Genomic DNA, 19592 nt, shown 5'->3' on the forward strand with positions numbered 1-19592 from the left:
TCGTTGACGACCCTCGCCAGCCAGCTGGCTCCTACAGGGGAAGGTGGACGACCGGCAATCAGGCCGGCATCACCACAAAACTGTCGGGTTTACAGGTGAGCGCCACATCCGATCCAGGCGGCAGCGCGTGGCTGCCAGGCGTCGGCAACTGTTGGCATTTGAGGTCGAGGGTGCCGCCAGCCACCGCGACTCGGTAGATGACCCGATTGCCGATGAACGACGTGTCCTTCACCTTGCCGACAAAGGCGCCTTCAGCCAGTGGAGTGCCCAGAGCAGGCTCAAGGCCAATGGTTTCCGGGCGGATCGAGACATTCACCGGCCCGGCGCCCAGGCTGTTCTTGGCGGTGTGCGCGTAGCGACCGAACGGCAGATCGACATAGCCGCCGCTGGCATCGCCCGGCCCGTAAGTGCCGTTGACGATATTGGTATCACCAAAAAATTTCGCGGCGAACAACGTCCGTGGCGACCAGTACATTTCTTGCGGCCCGCCGATCTGCTCGATGCCACCCTTGTTCAGTAGCACGACACGGTCGGACAGAATCATCGCTTCGTCCTGGTCATGGGTGACATAAACGAATGTGGTCGAGGTCTCTTCGTGGATCCGCTTGATCTCGTTGAGCATGTGGTGGCGAATCTTCAGGTCCAGCGCCGCCAGCGGTTCGTCGAGCAGCAGCACGGCGGGGCGATTCACCAGTGCCCGGGCCAGCGCGACGCGTTGCGCCTGCCCGCCACTGAGCTCGGAAATCCAGCGATTCTTGAAGCTTTCCAACTGCACCAGTTCCAGCGCCTTGGTCACCTCGCGCTTGATTTCGTCTTTCGGTTTCTTCTTCAGGCGCAGCCCGAAAGCCACGTTGTCGAAGACGTCCAGGTGCGGGAACAGCGCGTATTTCTGGAATACCATGTTCACCGGACGGTGTTCAGGCGCCAGGGACGTAGAGTCCTTTCCGTCGATCACGACTTTGCCGGTGGTGGGTTCTTCGAAGCCGGCGATGATGCGCATCAGGGTGGTTTTGCCGCAGCCGCTTGGGCCCAGCAGCGTCAGGATTTCGTTGCGCTTGACGGTCAGGTCGACTTTGCCAAGGGCAGTCAGATTGCCGTAGCTTTTGGATATTCCGGTCAGTTCAATGCTGTTGGTCATGGCGATTACTCTGCAGTTTCTGCACGTTCAAGTTCGAGGCGGCGACGGCGCAAGGTCATGACCAGGCCGGCAATGACAATGATGGCGATGGTCACGACCAGCATGAATACCGAGGCGGCATTGATGGTTGGGCTGACGGCGCGGCGCATCATCGAAAGGATCATGAGGGGCAACGTGGTGTCGCTGCCGGTGACGAACACGGTGATCAGGAATTCGTCCATGGAAAGCGCTACCGCCAGAATCGCGGCACCGGCGATCGTCGGGCCGATGATTGGCAGCGTCACCAGCCAGAACGCCTTGAGCGGCGAGGCGCCCAGGTCACGTGCCGCTTCTTCGAACGAGAGATCGAAGTATTCCAGGCGTGAACGCACGGACTCGACGAAAAACGGAAAGGTGAACAGCGTGTGGCCGATGATCACGGTCAGCAGCGAGCGCGGCAGGCCGATCAGCGAGAAGAAAATCACCAGCGCGATGCCCAGGAACAATCCGGGCAGGGCGATAGGGGCGAAGTTCATGAAGGCAAACACGGTTTTGACGCGACCTTTCATGCGCATCAGCGCCAGTGCCGAGAACGTGCCCAGCAGCGTGGTGAGAATGGCCGAGCCCGCGGCGACGATCGCGCTGTTGGTCAGGGCCGTCATGAAGTCCGAGCTGCTGAACAGCGCTTCATACCATTGGGTGGAAAAGCCTTCGAACGGAAACGACAACGAGGCCGACGAGTGAAAGCTGAACAACGCAATAATTGCGATGGGCGCGTAGAGGAAGAGCATGTAAACGTAAGTGAAGAGTCTGATCATGGCGGTCACCTTGCATTTTTATTGGCGGCATTCAGTCGTGGTAGCGTTTGCCAGGCGCCAGGTTGGCCGCCCGTAGCACGCCCAGCAGCAGCGCATAAACCAGCATGAAGACAATCAGCAGCAGGTAAGCCATCGCCGCACCCAGCGGCCAGTTGCCGACCGAACGGAACTGGTTGGCGATCACCAGGCCCGTGGTCATCGCGTCTCGACCGCCCAACAATTGAGGCGTGACGTAGTCACTGGCGGCGAGGACGAACGTGAACATGAACGAGCTGACGATGCTCTTGTGTGCCATCGGCATGATCACGCGCCACAAGATGGTGGTGCCGCTTGCACCCAGATCGGCAGCGGCTTCCAGGTAGTCCTTCTTGATATCGCGCAAGCCCGAGACCAACAGCAGCAGGGTGAAGGGCAGCATGATGTGGACCAGGGTCAGCACCACCGCGAACTTGCTGAACACCAGCCAGTCCAGTGGTTGATCGACCAGCCCGAGGTGCAACAGCGTCGAGTTGATCACGCCGTTGGTGCCCAGGATCGAGCGCCAGGCGTAGACCCGCACCAGATAGCTGGAGAACCACGAAATCAAGGCCAGGTACAGCACGGCGTTGGAGCGTGTCCGATACACAATGTAGTAGGCGACCGGAGCGCTGATGACCGTCGAGAGCACGGCGGTCCAGAAACCGTTCTGCAGCGCGATCCAGAGCGAGTCATAAAACCCGGTGGCACTCAGTGCCTTCGCATAATTGGCCAGCGTTGCGGCGGGCTCCATGCTGAAGGTCTTGGCGGTCCAGAAACTCGCGACCAGCAGCAGCACCGACGGAATGAGAAAGAACACCACCAGGAAGAACAGTGGAGGCGACGCCAGCCAATACCCGCTCAGGGTTTTTTTGTCGATTTTCACGCGTTTACCGGCCTGCGAATCCCTTTCGTCAAGAATGATGGGTTCGCTGTTGTTGACTACGTTCATGATGAGTTTGCCTTTGCTTTTTTGTTTCGATGACGAGGGCGCCTTGGCGAGCGCATGCACGGTATGGCGTGTGCTCTTGCAGAACCGTACGAACGGCATCGACAGGCCATTCCATCGCCTCCATCGAGCAGAGAAGCGCGCGTTTGCAAACACGCACCCTCCGGTACAGTTCCCTCAAACAGTCCTTTCAATACCAGCTTGCCGACAGCTCTAGAACGAGCCTTTAAAGTTCGCCCACTGATCAATCCATTCAGCATAGGTCACATACTTATCGGAGCTCAGGGGCGGCTGGCCGTAGAGTTTCGATTTCTCGAAAAAGCTGTCCAGGTTGGCGTAGTCGAAGGTGCTTCTCAGCTCGGCGGGCAGCAGCGGCACGGCTTTGGTGTTGACCACGCCGGAGAACATGGTCGTGGCCATCTTGGCTTGCGTATCAGCCTCGAGCGTCTTGTTGATGAACTCCAGCGCCAGCGGAACATCCTTTGCCGTTTTCGGGATGAACAAGGCATCGCACCACAGGGCTGCGCCTTCTTTGGGAACCGACAGTGCCGTTTCTACGCCGCGCTTCCTGGTCTCGCTAGGCGTGTTGGCTGACGCCGAAAACACCACGTCCACTTCGCCCGACACCAGCAGGGAAACCGCATCTCCCGAGGAGGCCGCAAAGACCCGGCACTGATCACGGTACGGTTTGAGTTTCTCGAACGCATCGTCGAATTCGGCACGGGTCAGGTTGGGGAACTTGTCGCCGTAGCCGGCAATGATCGCGATGAGTGACCAATTCGACGTGCCGTCATCAACGAAGGTCAGCTTGCCCTTCAGTTTAGGATCCAGCAGGTCCTTGTATTCGAGAGGTTTGTTGACGCGTTTAGGGTTGTAGACAATCGTGTTCATGCCCCACAAAAGCGGCACGCCCCACTGTTTGCCATCCCAGTACCAGCGGCTGCCTTTATAGAACAGCGGGACGGTATTTTCCGCCGAATAGTTGGGGATCTTCGACGTATCGATGGCCTTGAGCAGGCCCATTTCCTGATAGATGGTCTCGTAACCCAGCGCGTACATGGTCAGGTCGAGCTGCACCGGATCGGAGCCGGCCAACCGCGCCGTAATGTCGTCCTGGTTGCTGGCGTAGCTGGAACGTACGGTGATGCCACGCTGCTTGCGCCAGTCGGCCAACTCGGCGTCACCGGTTTCACCTTCCCAGCCAAGAATCTCCAGGTGGCCTGCGGCGGCAAATGCGCTGGGCACGAATGAACCGAAGTACAACCCTGCGGCCGAAGCGGCAGCCCCCAGCAAAAATGTGCGGGCTTCAAGCTGATCGAATCCAGGTCAATGCCGGTGAGTCCATAACCCGTCTCTGTTTCTTTTTTCATTTCGAGTTCCTGCCTAGGGTGGTGGTGAACAAACGATCAGCAACGTGCAATGGCTGTGGCTCGGCGAGTGTTGCCGGGCACATCCTTGTGTATGCAGTCATGGACATCGGCAGTGTTATGGCCAGCAGTGTTTCCATCCAGCTGGGGAGGTTGGCTGCACGTGAATGCCCGGTAGAAAGGGCATTGCGCAGTGGGTCTCCACTGGTCCGATTGACTCTTCCTTGGCTGGGCTGCGTGCTGCGTTCCTCGTGTTGCAAGGTCAGGAACCGAAGCGGCGCGCCCAGCGCTTGATAGGCTCGGCTTGTTGTTTTCATGGATCGAGTATTGGCCTGGCAGGCACAGCACTCAATTTCGCAGCGCTTATAAAAGCGACGCACTCTGACGCATCAAAGTGACCGAATCGGCGCAGCTGATGCTCCCTGACGATAGTTCTCCCTGAGCGGGTGAGCAGCGTTGCTCATCTGCGTCAACGTGCGTCTCTTTTGCCCCGGGTGCGAAATTGAGCCATTCCGGTCGCGGGCGAATACTCCATTGACGATCCTGAGACGGGGCCAGGTGCATTCGCCCCTGCGCCTGATTGATTGGAGTGTCTTGTGAAACTCACTGGTGGCCAGATTATTGCGAAAGCTCTGAAAGCGAACGGTGTCGACTACGTGGCGGGAATGCCGGGTGACGGCTCATGGTCCCTGGTGGACGCGTTGCTGACCGCCGGCACGGATATCCCGTTCATACAAGTCATGCAGGAGCAAAGCGGCGTGCACCTTGCCGACGGTTACTTTCGTGCCTGCGGTCGTCCCATGGCTGTTTTGCTTGCGGAACCGCTGGGCCTTTCGAAAGCGCTTGGCGGGATCGCGGCGGCGTCGGCGCAGGCATCGGCCATGCTGGTGATCAGTGGCGGCGATACTCAATGCAACGGTGTCCGGCCGGCCGCTGCGTCCAGCGGCATCACGAAAGAACAGGTGCGCGTCGCACAGATTGAACAACTGCCGGAGTTCCTGCGTCAGGCGTTCGATACGATGTTCAGTGACCGCGTCGGTCCGGTCAGCCTGGATATTCCGGCGGCGGTCCAGAGCGCCTCGATGGACGTCAACCTGGCGCCCGCCACGTTGCGTGCGACCAGTGAAGTGCAACGGGCAGACCCGCGACTGAAAATCGACACTGTGTGTCAGGATCGAGCAGCGCCTGGGATCGAAGACAGCACCAGCGACATCCCGCCTTTGAATGTCCAGCGGGCTTTGGCCGAACTGCGGGCGGTCCTGGAAAAGGAGGCGATTGTGCTGGTCGGTGCGGGGAGCATTCAGGCCATCGTCAACGAGATGTTCCCGGCCAATCTTCCCGGCACTTGTCTCTGCGCCGGCACTGTCGGCACGATGGGTTGGGCGGTGCCAGCGGCGATCGGCGCCAAGCTCGCCATGCCGGCGCGCCAGGTGGTCTGTGCCGTGCGGGGCGGGGATTTCTTGCAGTCGATGCAGGAGATGGCGGTGTGCGTGATGCACAGCATTCCCGTGGTCTTCCTGGTGTTCAACAACAGCGGGTACGTGTCATTGAGCGATGTGCAAACCCCTGCGGTCGAACAGCACCGCGCCGGTGAGTTCAACCTGCCGGACGGCAAACCCTATTCGCCCGATTTCGCCGGCGTCGCGCGCAATTTCGGTCTGGATGCCTGGCGAGTCGAACATGCGTCGCAACTCAATCCAACGTTTATCAAGGCGCTGAACAGCAAAGGGCCGTCGTTGGTAGAAGTGATTACGGTGCGCGGTGCGCGAGGCAATTGATCAAGCCGTCTGACGGTCGTTGAGGCGCCGCCGATCATCATCGACGGGCACTCTCACAAGGGCTGACCATTGACGAGGCGGTCTTCCGGTCGCCCTAGTCCTGACCGCCCCAGACGATCGTGGCGTTATCGCCGGTCATGTATTCGCGCACTTCCAGCGGCAAGGATTGATCGCTGGGCAGCACGGCGGTTGCGTTGCGCAGATGGTGTTTGCGGATCTTGCCTTTGTCCACGAGCCCCAGTGCCATGCGGGTGGAGAAGGGCTGGCGGAATGAAGAAGAGGCCACCCCGGTGACCAACCCATAGAGGAAGCGGATCGGTCGGCGATGCTGCGGAGTCAGAATCGAGAACGTCATCTCGTTACGTTGCTTGCCTTCAAAGTCCACCAGGAACAGGCGGTCCCCGAGGAGCAGGCAAAAACCGTGATAAGTGAACGAGTAGCCGATTTTCCCGCTGCCATCCAGCAAGGGAAAGCGTTCTACCGTGACGTACTGGACCAGTGAGTCGGCGCGATAAAGGCAAGTGACCGAGCGCAGGATTCTGCCCTTGTAGATCGAGGAGTTGTGATAGCGGTAATAGACGCCCAGATAGTCTTCAAGTAAATCGGCCGACTGTTTTGCCAATGGCAGGAAATGATTGAATTGCGCCGAGGCACGCAAGTCCGTCGGCAATTCGTTTTCATAGCCTTCGTAGAACTTCTTGAACTCGGCGGGCGGCCGGAAAAGATCCTCGGCTTCCATCATGAAGTAACGACCGATTTTCTGAAGAATCTTCTGTGAAGGGACGTGCTGGCCCACCAGGTATTTGTTGAACTGCTGGCGATTGACATCAACCTTGCGGCACATGTCTGCAACTGACCGGCACGACTCGACAAGTGTACTGAGGTTCTTTTGCACGTTGGCCTGCAAGTCGCTGCGAACCTGCTGTCGCTCGGGGTGCGAGGTGGCGGCAGTTAACGACATTGGAGGCGGGTCTCCTCGACTGGGCATTGTTATCTCGATCTGGTCAGTTCGGATGAGGCGGTGGTTATACAAGTTATAGAGTAGTTATCGAAATAACCTTTCGCATAACCGTTATAAACTCAATAACTTAAAATATTTTCAATGTAATCAAGCATGTTTCATGCCGTGTTGGCTTCATAACTTTTCAATACGCGGCTGCGTCAGATTGTAAGCGGTTTTGCGCGATTTTCGACAGAGATAAACGCGTTGGAATCATCGCCTGGCAGGCCACTTGAAAGATCCGAAGTTACTCGTGATCCCAAATCAGTAACACATTGATTTTTCCGGGGTAACACCCTGTTGACAGCTATTGGAGGCTTTAAGCTATGGCAAGGTTAACCAGCGATATTCCAGGGCAAAGGCGCTTCAAGGTCGGCATGGTGGGCGGTGGGCAAGGCGCTTATTTTGCCAGTTACCATCGTGCTGCCATGCGCCTGTGCAATCGCTTCGATATTGTCGCCGGTGCCTTCTCCTCGGACGCGGGAAAATGCCGTGAGGCCGGGGCGGCGTTCAACCTCGAGGAAGACCGGATTTATCTGTCGTTCGCGCAGATGGCGGCTGCCGAGTCGCGGCGGCCGGACCCGATCGAGGCGGTCGTCATCGTGACGCCCAATCACCTGCATTTTGAACCGTGTCGGCTCTTCCTACAGGCCGGCATCCCGGTGATCTGCGACAAGCCGTTGGTCAATCATCCGCAAGAGGCCTACGAGCTGGCGAGCATTGCCGACCGCCACAACACTTTTTTCGCAGTGACGTACACCTATCAAGGTTATCCCATGGTCAGGGATGCTCGCAGCCGTATCCAGGCCGGCGAACTGGGTGATGTGCGCTTCCTGTATGTCGAGTACCTGCTGGAATGGTTGGCGCCCGGCGTCGAGGGACTGAGCAAAAGCCTTGCGTGGCGTGGCGATCCTGAAAAGGCCGGCCCCACCGGCGCTTTGGGCGATGTCGGCACACATGCCTTCAACATGCTTGAGTTCCTGTCCGGGCGACGCTGCACGAATCTGCACGCGAAGTTGAGCACGGTTGTACCCGGCTGGGGATTGGACGACACCTGTGTGGTGCAACTGGAGTTCGAGGGCGGTGTCGATGGCTTGTTGTGGGCCAGTTTCGCGGCACCGGGTCATCGCAATGGATTGCGTTTCAAGATCGTCGGCAGCAAGGCTTCCATCGAGTGGTGCCAGGAATCACCGGAAACGCTGCTGTTTACGCCCATTGACGGCGCCGACCGAATCTATCGCCGCGGCCAAGGCGACAACGCCGCTCAAACATTGACCTTCACCAGTCTGCCGCCAGGCAATACGGAAGGTTATCTGGAGGCGCTGGCCGTTCTGTATGCGGACTTCGCCGACGCACTCGATGCCGGGGTGGATTGGCGCACCGCAACCACCGTGCCGTTACCGGATATTCACGAGGGCGTGCGCGGCGTGTTGCTGTCCCAGGCGTGTGTCGAGTCCAGTCAGCGGCGTGCCTGGGTGCCTTTCCCGGAACGGTAAATCATGTCGATCAAGAGGCGACGACGATGTTCGACACCTTGGCCTGGATGGGGCCCAGTCGTTCAGCAGGGGCGTCTTTTTCCACCACCAGCACACCCAGCTCCTCGCATGACGCCACCTGATAATGCGCGATGCTCGACAGCTTTTCATTGGTCACGGCGACCACAATTTGCCCGCTGCGGGAAACAACGGTGCGCTTGAATTCTGCATCGTCCATGTCAAACGCCGTCACGCCTTTGATGGCGTCAATGGCACAGGCGCCCAGAAAGCACAGGTCGAAATTGAAATTTGACAACTGCTGAATGGCCGTCAGGCCGACGGTGCTGCCGGTCGCTTTGTGCAGGCGTCCACCGAGCAGGATCACATCGGCTAATGGCAGCTTTTCCAATTCGATTGCGATCGCCGGGGAGTTTGTCGTGATCGAAACTGCAAGATTGTGATCGATTGCGCTCGAAATGGAGGCGTTGGTGGTGCCGCCATCCATGAAGATGTGTTGCCCGGATTTGATCAGCGCAGCAGCGGCCAGCCCGAGCGAGTGCTTGCGGTCAACCTGTTGGCTTTGCGCATCGTCGTCGCCGCGCACGGGCGCCACGGAGATAGCGCCGCCGTACACGCGCTTGCAGATTCCCGCTTCCGCCAGCGCCGCCAGGTCTCGCCGGATCGAGTGCTCGGAAACGTTGAATTCCTGGGCCAGATCGCCCGCCAGAACCCGGCCATGAGTCGCCAGCCGTTGCGCGATCAGGTTCTGCCGTTCACCGGGGAAAGCTTCATGAGTGAGCATTGGTTTAAAGTATTCCTTGCGTAATGCGAGCATAAACGAGCATATTTTGGTTTGTGTTGTGCTCGAAGTTGATCGGTATCATGCGTGGCACTCCGTCACGCGTCAATAAAGTTGAGCGTTCTGCTCAAAACAACGGTGTTGAGGAAAAGCGATGTCAAGCGAACTGCACAGAGCTGCGTATTCGGTACTGCTTCCCGCGTTCGGCGATTTGCGCCTGGACGACACTGTCCGGCGTTATCTGAGCCGCGGCGGCGTATCCATTTTGCTGGGCGAGACCCGCGATGAGTACGTCAGCAGAGACATGAGTCCCGAGCGCAAGGGCGCCGAAACACGGGCCGACTTTGTCACCATCATTCGGGAAGCGGCGTCATTGGCCGGTGCGCCGGTGCTGATCGCAGTGGATCAGGAGCTCGGCGGTATCGAACGCCTTCACCAATTGGTCCCGGCAGTCGCATCGAGAGAACAATTCAAGGACCTTGGGTCACAGGACATCGAGCAACGCTGTTTTGAAATGGCCCGTGTGGCGCGCGGCCTGGGCGTCAATCTTTTCCTGGCGCCGATCGTCGATGTGGTCACCGGCGCCAACCCCTGGCTGCACAACCGGCATCTGGGCGAAGATCCTGTTGAAGTCAGTCGGGTGTCCTGTGCGTTTATCCGTGGGGTGCAACGCGCTGGCGTCATTGCCACGGCTAAACACTTTCCCGGTCACTACGTTACCGAGGCGGATCCGGCCATCGCTGAAGCCACCGTACCCGGACCGCTGGAGTTGCTTCATGACAACCTCGAAGTGTTCAAGGAAGTCATCGCTACGGGTGTGCAAGCGGTGATGCCAGGGCCTGCGGTTTTTCCTGCCATCGACCCTGAACATTCCGCGTCGACTTCATCCAGGGTCATCGGGGTTTTGCGTGACACCCTCGGATTCAAAGGCTTGATCATTTCGGATGACTTGGACGCAGTCTCTATCCTCAGGGGCAACGCCATCACGGACACGGCAGTCGCTTCGCTGGCGGCCGGCGCCCATCTGCTGCTCGTGTCCAGCGAGTCGGGCCTTGATGCCATTGCTGACGCCATTGTGGCGGCTGTTCATGCAGGTGTTCTGGACCGTCAGGTTCTGTTGGACGCTGCCTTCAAGGTTCGTGAACTGGCTGCGGCCAATAACGCCCAGCACACCTCCAGCGGGATTGATCATGAGTTCAATTGAAAGCAAGGCATACAGCGTGCTTTTTCCGGTTTTGCTCGATCTGGACATGAACGACGGCGTGCGCAGATTTCTCGGCAGTGGCGGGCGCAGTCTGTTGTTCGGCGAGACGGCGCAGGAGTATGCCAGCGGCAAAATGAGCGCGAGCCGCCTGCAATCGGAAACGCTGGAACAGTGGCAACGGTTCACCGGCACGGCAAAAGAACTCGGCGGGCCGCTGCTGTTGGCGGCCGATGCCGACATCTCAGCCGTTCACCGTTTACAGGGCATAGCGCCCGCGCTTCCGGAACCCGAACGGGCCCGAGCCATGGGGATTGTCGAGCTTGAAGAGGCGTGTTTTCAGGTGGCAACAGCGGTGCGAAAGGCCGGCATCAATCTGCTCCTGTCGCCGACAGCCGATGTGGTGGCTGGCACCAATGTGTGGCTACAGGGGCGAACGCTTTCCGATGACGTAGACCGGACCGCCGCCATGGTCGGTGCCTATGTGCGCGGAGTGCGGCGCGCCGGGATGGCGAGCACCCTGAAGCATTTTCCCGGACATCCCGCGTTGCTGCGCCAACCGTCAATCGAGGAGGCGGTGGTTGCCGAGTCGCTGGATCAGCTACGTGCCTATTGGCCCGCGTTTCAAGCCGGGGTGAATGCAGGCGCGGACGCGGTGATGATGGGGCCGGCCATTTTCGCGGCCTGCGAGCCGCCCGTTGCGGCCTCCGTTTCACCAGAACTCATCGGTTTGTTGCGACATGAACTGGGGTTCAAGGGATTGGTCATGACCATCGACCTGGACCACCGCTCCACACTCCGGAACTCATCGCTGGGTGAGGTGGCGGTTGCGGCGCTGAATGCCGGGGCGGATCTGTTACTGATCTCCGCAAAGGCGATGCCTGAGATTGCGCAGATTGTCCGCGCAATCACGCTGGGGGTCGCTCAGGGGATCTTGCCGCTGGAGCGACTGGATGCCGCTGCGAAAGCCGTTTCTGCATTGGCCAATCGCCTTGGGAATTCTGTTTCGTAACGCCCGTGCCCATGCCGTAGATGTGTGTTCGACGCAGAAGAAATGTGGGAGCGGGCTTGCTCGCGAATGCGTTGGGTCATTCAACATCATTGCTGGATGACATATCGCATTCGCGAGCAAGCCCGCTCCCACAGGTTGGTCGCGGATAGGGTGACCTCTTAACAAACTATCGAAACCTGACGCAGCCACTGCGTCAGGTTGCGCCGCATTTCCTGCGAGTGCGAAATCACTTCCGGAGCCCTATTTCTCTACACTGGAAATCAACGGTAGGAGCTTTATATGAACTCTCAAAACAACATCCTGGCCCTGCATTCCACAGTCGCAAAACATTCGACGCTGGCCATGGACATCGACATTGCAAAGGCTGTCGGATTCGATGCGCTGGAGATCTACAGCGGCAAACTGGAAGCGTATTTGCAGGCCGGTTATTCGGAGCCGGAACTGCAAGCGTTGCTCATGGATATTCCCGTCACAGGCATCGGTTACCTGCGGGATATCGAACGCCAGGGTGCGGAACTCGATGATTTGCTGAAAGAGGCTGAACGGCTTTTTCATTTGGCCCAACTGGTCGGCGCCAAGGGCGTTCAAGTGCTCACCGGGCCCATCAACGTTCAAGCGGTGATCGATTACCAGCAGCACGGCAAGAGCGCTTATTACAGTGGTTTGCTGGGGCTGGACGAGTCTGAACAATATGCATTGACTGCCCGCAACCTGGCGCTGCTCGCCGACCTGGCCAAGCAATACGACGTGCTGCTTTACCTTGAAGCATTGTCATGGACGCCACTGAATACGCTGGCGCACCAACTGCAGCTGATTGATCGCACCGAACGTGACAACGTGAAAATGGTGATCGACTACTGGCATTGCTTCACGTCCGGCGTTAAGCCCGAAGACATCGCGCGCATGAACAAAGACGTTATCTACGGCGTGCACGTGTGTGATTCGCTGCCGTTTGACGGCGGAATTCCCAATGAAGAAATACTGCGCGACGTACCGACGGGAAAGGGGATCTTGAACCTTGCCGAGTGGACGGCCGCGGTGAAGGCTACGGGTTACGACGGATGGTGGAGCTGTGAGCTGTTTTGTAAAAAACAGCAGCAACAAAACAGTTATGAGGTCGCGAAAGATCTGAAGGCGCTGTTGACCAGACTGGTGAGCGGTTAAAGCGCCTTTCGCCCGGATTTAAAACCCCCGTTCTTACAATGTGTACCTCATAAAAGGCATTAGGTCGTCATGGTGGATTTCATCGTAATCGGAGGCGGCTCGACAGGCTGCACGGTGGCATCGAGACTCAGCGAAGATGCGTCTGCGTCCGTGGTTCTTTTTGAAGAGGGGCCGCGTGACCGCAACCCCTACATCCATATTCCCGGCGCCTACTATAAAACGGCGCAAGGGCCGCTGCTCAAGCGCTATGCGTGGGAGCCCACGGAAGATCAACGTCGGACTGAAACGCCGACCATGGTCCAGGCCAGCGTGCTGGGTGGCGGGAGCTCGGTCAATGCTATGATTTACATACGCGGCGTACCTGCCGACTACGACGGCTGGGTCGAGCAAGGGGCAACGGGCTGGTCCTATAAAGACGTTTTGCCTTACTTCAAAAAAGCCGAGGACAACGAGCGCTTCTGTAACGACGCGCATGGCGTTGGCGGACCGCTCGGCGTTTCTGACCCGATCAATATCCATCCACTGACCAAAGTGTGGCTTCGTGCTTGCCAGCAGTACGGCCTGCCATACAACGAGGACTTCAACTCGGGAAAACCTGAGGGCTGCGGGCTCTATCAAATCACCGCTAAAAATGGGTTTCGCAGCAGTGCGGCCGTGGCCTACCTGGCGCCCGCCAAGTCGCGCAAGAACCTGACGGTGAAGACGGGTTGTCGCGTGATTCGTATCCTGACGCAGGGAAACAAAGCCATTGGTGTTGAATACATCGAGAACGGCGTGCGTCAGGTCATGCACGCCGAAAAGGAGATTGTGCTGTCGGCCGGCGCCATCAATTCACCACGCTTGTTAATGTTGTCGGGCATCGGTCCTGCCGCGCAACTTGAAAAGCATGGCATCAACGTGATCAAGGATTTGCCCGGCGTGGGCCAGAACCTTCAGGACCATATCGAAGTGTCGCTCGTCTATGAGCTGACGGGGCCGCACAGTTACGACAAGTACAAGAAGCTGCATTGGAAAATGATGGCGGGCTTGCAGTACGCCCTCTTCAGACAAGGCCCGGCGGCGTCCAACCTGATTGAAGGTGGGGCTTTCTGGTGGGGAGATAAAGCTGCAACCAATCCGGATATCCAGTATTTCATGGTCGTTGGCGCGGGCATTGAAGAGGGCGTCGATTCGGTTCCCGGGGGCAATGGCTGCACCTTGAACCTGGGGCAGATCCGTCCCAGGTCCAGAGGTTATGTCGAACTGTATTCAGCAGATCCGATGTCGCCTCCGCGTATCGTGCCCAACTACTTTTCCGATCCCTATGACATTGAAAGCCTGGTGGATGGCTGCCTGGTGGGCGAGGAAATCATGTCCCAGGCCGCTTTCAAACCCTATCTTGCGAAGCGCCATGTGCCGGACGCAGCGGTCACGTCTCGAGAGGCCATGAAGAAGTTCTGCCACGAAGAAGCTCATGCCGCGCTGCATCCTTCGGGTACCTGCCGCATGGGTGTGGATGAGGGTTCGGTGGTGGCTCCGGATCTCAAGGTGCATGGCATGGAGGGGCTGCGCGTCGCTGACGCATCGATCATGCCGACGCTGATTTCAGGTAACCCTAATTCGGTCTGCATCATGATCGGAGAGAAGGCGGCCGACCTGATAAAAGGCGGTCGAATGGACCGCCGTCCGGCCAGCGTTCAATAAACCTTTGATCAAGGCAGGGCAGTAACCGGTGCATCACCTGTTACTGCCGAGCTCAGTCGGACAGTCATGCCCAAGGGCAGGGCTCAGACGTTCAATTCGGCCTGTCATTGGGACAAAAGCCGCTGGTGTCCACGGCAATTGAATCAACGATTCACATCAACCACCACGCGTCCACGTACTTCGCCCGCGAGCAATTGATTGGCCGTCTGAGCGACTTCGCCCAAACCAATTTCGCGGGTTATTTCTTTCAGAATGGAGAGATCCAGATCTCGTGCAAGACGATCCCAGGCAGCGATGCGATCCCTGCGAGGACGCATCACGCTGTCGATCCCCGCTAGCGTCACACCCCGCAAAATGAACGGGGCGACGCTAGCGGGTAAGTCCATCCCTTGTGCAAGTCCGCAGGCCGCAACAGTGCCTCCATAGCGTGTGCTGGCACAGACGTTGGCCAAGGTATGGCTTCCCACTGAGTCGATGGCACCTGCCCAGCGTTCTTTCGCCAGTGGCCGACCTGGCCCGCTTAAAATCGAGCGATCAATGATCTCCGAGGCGCCGAGTCTCTTCAGGTATTCCGCTTCTTCGAGGCGACCGGTTGAAGCCACCACGGTGTAGCCCAAGCCAGCGAGGAGAGCGATAGCGAAACTACCGACGCCACCATTGGCCCCGGTCACCAGGACTTCGGCTTTATCCGGCGTCACGCCGTTGCGCTCCAGGGCGAGCACCGAGAGCATCGCTGTATAACCTGCTGTGCCAATCGCCATGGCTTGTTGGGCGGTGAACCCCCTGGGCAGTGGAATAAGCCAGTCGCCATTGACCCGAGCCTTTTGAGCGAGACCGCCCCAATGTGCTTCACCGACGCCCCAACCGTTGAGTAGCACATCGTCACCCACTTTGAAGTCGGGGTTGCTGCTGTCTTCAACCGTCCCCACCAGATCGATGCCGGGCACCATTGGAAACTTGCGAACGACCGGGCCTTTCCCCGTGATGGCCAGTGCATCTTTGTAATTCAACGTGCTGTAAGTCACACGCACGGTGACGTCGCCGGCTGGAAGTTGTGACGTCTCCAGGTCGGTGATTCTGGCGAGGTGAGTGCCGTCGGTGTTATCAATCAAAATGCCGCTGAACATAGGATTTCCTCTATTAGACCGATCGTCTTTAAATGGGCCAAAAAAAATTGGCGGGGTAGTCCGCCATAGATCCGTTGATGAAAATGCAGCAGCGAATTGTCATATCGCCGATATTAGACTGATCGTCTATAAAGTCAATCCAGTCAGACCGACCGTTGGATGACTGGGGAGTGACGGATGATTCTTCAAAAAGTAAGCAACGCTCCAGCTGCCAGCGCGACCTGGCAGCTGTTTTGCCTTCGGTGATACCCAAAAATCCTTTCTTCAGTGAGCACGCTCTCGCCGTCCACGACGATTAAGCGCGATCAGCGCTCCGCCCAGTAACAGGGTTGCGCCGACGGCCAGTAGCAGCGAAGGCCTCTGCCTGGCTGCACGCCAGCCACCTTCAACGCGACGTTGACCGTTGGGCGGCGCGAACAGATTGCCTGATGAGGATGCCGACTGGGGACTGTGTTCCAGGCCCATACGCGTCAGCCATCCATACAGAAAGGGAAAGCCGGGCAGCAAAAAATGCGCCAGTCGCGCCAACGTCGCGGCACCTCCGACGGTGGTACTTGGCCTCGGCCGTAACGCGCAGGCAACCATCGCTTGGGCGACGAGATGCGGATCATAAATGGGTGGCGGCGGCTTGAGCGCATGACCGGTGAAATTACCGCCGTCACGAAACCCGGGTGTGTCCATGACGGCTGGGTAAATGTCGCAGACATGGATATCGGGATAGTCAGTCAGCTCACCGCGTAACGCCTCGCTCAAACCGCGCAACCCGTATTTGCTGGCCGAGTAAGCGGCTGCATAGGGTTGTGCGACCCAGCTTCCGAGTGAAAGGGTATTGATCAAAATGCCGCATTGTTGCGCCTTGAAATATGGCCAGGCCACATAGGCGCCGCGCAGGTAACCGAGCAGGTCCGTTTGCAATACCTGCTCATGAGCTTCAAGAGGTGTTTCCTCGAAATTGCCCACCGCACCGACACCGGCATTGTTGATCCAGATGTCGATGCGGCCACCACCAAAAGCGGCGGCTTGATCGGCCAACGCGCGCATGTGTTCGCTGCTCGTCACATCGGTTCGTACGGGTAGGGCGGTGGCACCGCGTGCGGCACATTCTTCGACGACGTCGGCAAGCGCGGCTTCATCACGAGCAGCGAGCACCAGGCGGGCACCCTGGCTGGCGAACGCCTGTGCCGCCGCACGACCGATGCCGCTCGAGGCCCCGGTGATGACCACCAGTTTGTGGCAGAGCGGCCCGGATGCCGGGCGACGGTAAAGGTCAGGGGTGGCATTGATCCCTTGTGTGGGAGGATCGGCCTCGGCGTTATAGCGCACCTGGTTGACCTTCAGGCGCGCTCCATCGGCCAGGGTCAATGTCAGGTCTTCGATGGTCCCCACAACCCGATTGGGAAAGACCGGTTTACCAGCAGGATCCAGTTCGTCATACAGAAACTGTTGACCCTCGAGCCATCCGACGGCGGTCATTAATTCGGGTTTCAGGTAATACTTTCCATCGAGAAAGAAACCCGGAAAATCACGACTGCCTTCGAGGCTTTCGACGGCATAACGCTCGCCTGGCTTCATACCGGTTAATGAGTGGATCATGATCACGTCCTCAGGTTCGCTGGTGTTGCGATAGAGGATCGGGCTGCCATCAATGTTCCATCGAGATGACCGAAAGGGTCATACGTCGATCTGAAATTCCAGGTCACCGTTAGCGGCCTTGCGAGCGTGCGCTACCGTGCCGATCAAGCGCTCACCGGTCGCAAGGAAGACAGTCAGGGAATGAGCTTTGTGCAGATCATCAGGCACCGGCGAACGCACCTGCACCTGAAACGCCCCGGGTGTAATGGGTGTGACGATGACCTCGCAATCAATGGATTTAGCGATAGGGCCCAGCAGGGTGTCGTTCAAGTAATTCAAACGTGCGCGGTCGGTCATAGCCATGTCCTCTAACGCCAGTGAATTGAGGCTTGGTTTCTGTGCTCTATTATGCGCCAGACGTTGGCCGTGAAGGTCCCTCCGAGCCGCCTGGCACGGTAGAGGCCGCAATGTCCCACGTCAGCAGTATCTGGGTGATCGCCGCATCAATGACCTCATGTGGCGTGTTATCCCGAGCAAGGATGGAAACACCCTGCAGGAAACTGTCAAACACCGTCGCCATCGCGGGCACATTAACGTCGCCCGGCAACTGACCGGCGCTGGCACCCCGTTCAACACACGCCAGAATCCCCGCGCGAGTGCGGGCGCGAGAGTGGGTCAGGGCATCGACCACCCGCGCATTCTCCGGGCTGGGCGCGCTCATCACGCCGAGGGCCACCATGCAGCCCTTGGGATGGCCGTCTTCACACTGCATGCGCGCAGACTGGCGCAGTGCGGTCTCGATGGCCTGGCGTGGCGGCAGGCGCTCGTCCCACAGGCATTCGGTGACCTGGGCGAAGGTGGCCAGGTAACGCTGCACACACTCATCAAACAACGCTTCCTTGGAACCGAACGCCGCGTAAAAACTCGGCGCGGAGATTCCGCCACCCAGGCCGGCTTTCAACTGAGCGAGAGAGGTCGCGTCGTAGCCATGTTGCCAAAACAGGTGCAAGGCCTGTTCCACGGCGTGGTCGCGGTCGAAGGTACGGGGGCGGCCCATTTGCGCCATTTCAAGGTTCCTCTGGATGACGAGATAAATACTAGTCGATACATAAGTCGTTGACAACGAGCGCTGCCGACCCTCAACATTTATATCGATCAGTATTTAAGTCTGAAATCCTCACGCAAGGAGTCGCCCGTGACACCCTCAATCACCTTATCGGCAGCCGCCGACCGCCTGCCCATTGGCGCGTTGCTCGCGCTCGCCATGACCGGCTTCATCTGCATCGTCACCGAAACATTGCCCGCAGGTCTGTTGCCGCTGATCAGCGAAGGCCTGGCAATTTCCCCCTCCATGGCTGGCCAGATGGTCACCGCCTACGCGTTGGGCTCGGTACTGGCGGTCATCCCCATGACCATCGCAACTCGTGGCTGGCGTCGCCGTAATGTGCTGCTGCTGACCATCGTCGGTTTTTTGCTGTTCAACTCCATCACCGCGCTGTCCTCCCACTACGGCGTGACCCTGGTGGCGCGTTTCTTCGCCGGTGTCGCGGCGGGATTGGCCTGGAGCCTGCTCGCCGGCTATGCCCGGCGAATGGTCGCGCCCCATCAACAAGGCAAGGCGCTGGCGCTGGCGATGGTCGGCACCCCGATTGCCTTGTCGCTGGGCGTACCTCTGGGCACCTGGCTGGGCGGGCTCGTGGGTTGGCGCACCACCTTCGGCATCATGTCGGCCCTGACACTGGTGCTGATCGCCTGGGTGCTGGTGAAAGTCCCTGACTACCCGGCGCAAGCCGCGCACCGGCGCATGTCGCTGCGCACCGTGCTGACTACGCCGGGCGTGCGACCTGTGTTGGCGGTGGTGATCAGTTGGATGCTGGCGCACAACATTCTCTACACCTACATCGCACCGTTCGTGGCCCCGGCAGGGTTAGGGGATCGGGTCGACCTGGTGTTGCTGGTATTTGGACTTGCGGCGTTGGTGGGGATTTGGTTGACCGCCAAATGGGTTGAGCCATTGTTGCGCAAGACGGTGTTGGTGAGCCTGGCGACGTTTGCCGCGGTTTGCCTGGCGTTTGGTTTTTTGGGCAGTGTGCCTGAGGTGATCTTCATCGGCGTGGCGGTTTGGGGGTTGAGTTTTGGCGGGGCGGCGACGTTGCTGCAAACCGCGCTGGCGGATGCGGCGGGGGACGGCGTGGATGTGGCGTTATCGTTGAACGTGGTGGCCTGGAACAGTGCGATTGCGGGGAGTGGAGTGCTGGGTGGCGTGTTGCTGGACAGGTTCGGCGTCGCCTCTTTTCCGTGGGCAATGGTGGTGTTGGTCGGGGTGGGATTTGCGATTGTCTGGGGCGCTCGTGCGCACGGCTTCAAATCGGGCCCGCGTGCGGCTGGCAAGCCTGCGGTCGCGGGGCACTGAACCCTAAAAAAAGCCGCTATCCGAAGGGCTAGCGGCCTTCAAAATCCAGTGGGTTGGCTATTATTAAAAGGCAGAAATCAAATCATCCTGACTCTGAGGACG

The 19592-nt window shown here is 58.7% G+C and carries 17 protein-coding genes; 7 read left to right on the forward strand and 10 right to left on the reverse strand.

What is annotated here, in order from left to right; genetic code table 11:
- Positions 1-58: 58 nt before the first annotated feature.
- The 4 genes from ACIPL2_RS18865 to ACIPL2_RS18880 all read right to left on the reverse strand — a co-directional run bounded on the left by ACIPL2_RS18865 (position 59) and on the right by ACIPL2_RS18880 (position 4144).
- On the reverse strand, positions 59-1138 hold the full coding sequence (locus ACIPL2_RS18865) for an ABC transporter ATP-binding protein (RefSeq protein ID WP_401358512.1): 1080 nt from the start codon (positions 1136-1138) through the stop codon (positions 59-61).
- Positions 1139-1143: 5 nt separating this feature from the next.
- Positions 1144-1935 carry an ABC transporter permease gene (locus ACIPL2_RS18870; protein WP_401358514.1) on the reverse strand — a complete coding sequence of 264 codons (792 nt, stop codon included), beginning with the start codon at positions 1933-1935 and terminating at the stop codon, positions 1144-1146.
- A 31-nt stretch (positions 1936-1966) separates the two neighbouring features.
- Positions 1967-2902, reverse strand: a complete 936-nt coding sequence (locus ACIPL2_RS18875; RefSeq protein WP_401358516.1) for an ABC transporter permease — start codon at positions 2900-2902, stop codon at positions 1967-1969.
- A gap of 210 nt (positions 2903-3112) precedes the next feature.
- Positions 3113-4144 (reverse strand): PotD/PotF family extracellular solute-binding protein, encoded by a 1032-nt coding sequence (locus ACIPL2_RS18880; RefSeq protein WP_401358517.1) that lies wholly within the window; start codon positions 4142-4144, stop codon positions 3113-3115.
- A gap of 718 nt (positions 4145-4862) precedes the next feature.
- Here ACIPL2_RS18880 and ACIPL2_RS18885 point away from each other — a divergent pair.
- A complete protein-coding gene (locus ACIPL2_RS18885) occupies positions 4863-6044 on the forward strand; it encodes a thiamine pyrophosphate-dependent enzyme (protein ID WP_401358518.1) in 1182 nt (393 codons plus the stop codon).
- Positions 6045-6138: 94 nt separating this feature from the next.
- Here the strand turns inward: ACIPL2_RS18885 and ACIPL2_RS18890 are convergent, their stop codons facing one another.
- Positions 6139-7005: an XRE family transcriptional regulator gene (locus tag ACIPL2_RS18890; RefSeq protein WP_401358520.1), complete on the reverse strand. Its 867-nt coding sequence runs from the start codon at positions 7003-7005 to the stop codon at positions 6139-6141.
- Between the two features lie 365 nt (positions 7006-7370).
- Here ACIPL2_RS18890 and ACIPL2_RS18895 point away from each other — a divergent pair, with 365 nt between their 5' ends.
- The gene (locus ACIPL2_RS18895; RefSeq protein WP_401358521.1) at positions 7371-8540 is read left to right on the forward strand and encodes a Gfo/Idh/MocA family protein; all 1170 of its coding nucleotides are present in this window, start codon (positions 7371-7373) and stop codon (positions 8538-8540) included.
- Positions 8541-8550: 10 nt separating this feature from the next.
- Here the strand turns inward: ACIPL2_RS18895 and ACIPL2_RS18900 are convergent, their stop codons facing one another.
- The gene (locus tag ACIPL2_RS18900; RefSeq protein WP_401358522.1) at positions 8551-9321 is read right to left on the reverse strand and encodes a DeoR/GlpR family DNA-binding transcription regulator; all 771 of its coding nucleotides are present in this window, start codon (positions 9319-9321) and stop codon (positions 8551-8553) included.
- A 151-nt stretch (positions 9322-9472) separates the two neighbouring features.
- Between ACIPL2_RS18900 and ACIPL2_RS18905 the strand changes: the two genes are divergently transcribed.
- From ACIPL2_RS18905 to ACIPL2_RS18920, 4 genes are all read left to right on the forward strand, one after another.
- Complete coding sequence (locus ACIPL2_RS18905; RefSeq protein ID WP_401358523.1) at positions 9473-10522, forward strand: glycoside hydrolase family 3 N-terminal domain-containing protein; 1050 nt, start codon at positions 9473-9475, stop codon at positions 10520-10522.
- Positions 10509-11531 (forward strand): glycoside hydrolase family 3 N-terminal domain-containing protein, encoded by a 1023-nt coding sequence (locus tag ACIPL2_RS18910; protein ID WP_401358524.1) that lies wholly within the window; start codon positions 10509-10511, stop codon positions 11529-11531. Before ACIPL2_RS18905 ends, ACIPL2_RS18910 begins: the two co-directional genes overlap by 14 nt.
- A 342-nt stretch (positions 11532-11873) precedes the next feature.
- A complete protein-coding gene (locus ACIPL2_RS18915; protein ID WP_401358525.1) occupies positions 11874-12695 on the forward strand; it encodes a sugar phosphate isomerase/epimerase family protein in 822 nt (273 codons plus the stop codon).
- A 69-nt stretch (positions 12696-12764) separates the two neighbouring features.
- Complete coding sequence (locus ACIPL2_RS18920) at positions 12765-14378, forward strand: GMC family oxidoreductase (protein WP_401358526.1); 1614 nt, start codon at positions 12765-12767, stop codon at positions 14376-14378.
- Positions 14379-14521: 143 nt separating this feature from the next.
- Here ACIPL2_RS18920 and ACIPL2_RS18925 read toward each other — a convergent pair whose 3' ends face one another.
- From ACIPL2_RS18925 to ACIPL2_RS18940, 4 genes are all read right to left on the reverse strand, one after another.
- A complete protein-coding gene (locus ACIPL2_RS18925; RefSeq protein ID WP_401358527.1) occupies positions 14522-15505 on the reverse strand; it encodes an MDR family oxidoreductase in 984 nt (327 codons plus the stop codon).
- Between the two features lie 264 nt (positions 15506-15769).
- Positions 15770-17098, reverse strand: coding sequence for an SDR family oxidoreductase (locus tag ACIPL2_RS18930; protein ID WP_401358642.1), 1329 nt, complete (start codon positions 17096-17098; stop codon positions 15770-15772).
- 78 nt (positions 17099-17176) lie between these two features.
- The gene (locus ACIPL2_RS18935; protein ID WP_401358529.1) at positions 17177-17434 is read right to left on the reverse strand and encodes a hypothetical protein; all 258 of its coding nucleotides are present in this window, start codon (positions 17432-17434) and stop codon (positions 17177-17179) included.
- 49 nt (positions 17435-17483) lie between these two features.
- Positions 17484-18143 carry a TetR/AcrR family transcriptional regulator gene (locus ACIPL2_RS18940; RefSeq protein ID WP_401358530.1) on the reverse strand — a complete coding sequence of 220 codons (660 nt, stop codon included), beginning with the start codon at positions 18141-18143 and terminating at the stop codon, positions 17484-17486.
- Between the two features lie 129 nt (positions 18144-18272).
- Here ACIPL2_RS18940 and ACIPL2_RS18945 point away from each other — a divergent pair, with 129 nt between their 5' ends.
- Positions 18273-19490, forward strand: coding sequence for an MFS transporter (locus ACIPL2_RS18945; RefSeq protein ID WP_401358531.1), 1218 nt, complete (start codon positions 18273-18275; stop codon positions 19488-19490).
- The last annotated feature ends 102 nt before the right edge of the window (positions 19491-19592 follow it).

The organism is Pseudomonas sp. NPDC086251 (assembly GCF_044746405.1).
In the GTDB taxonomy this organism is placed as follows: domain Bacteria; phylum Pseudomonadota; class Gammaproteobacteria; order Pseudomonadales; family Pseudomonadaceae; genus Aquipseudomonas.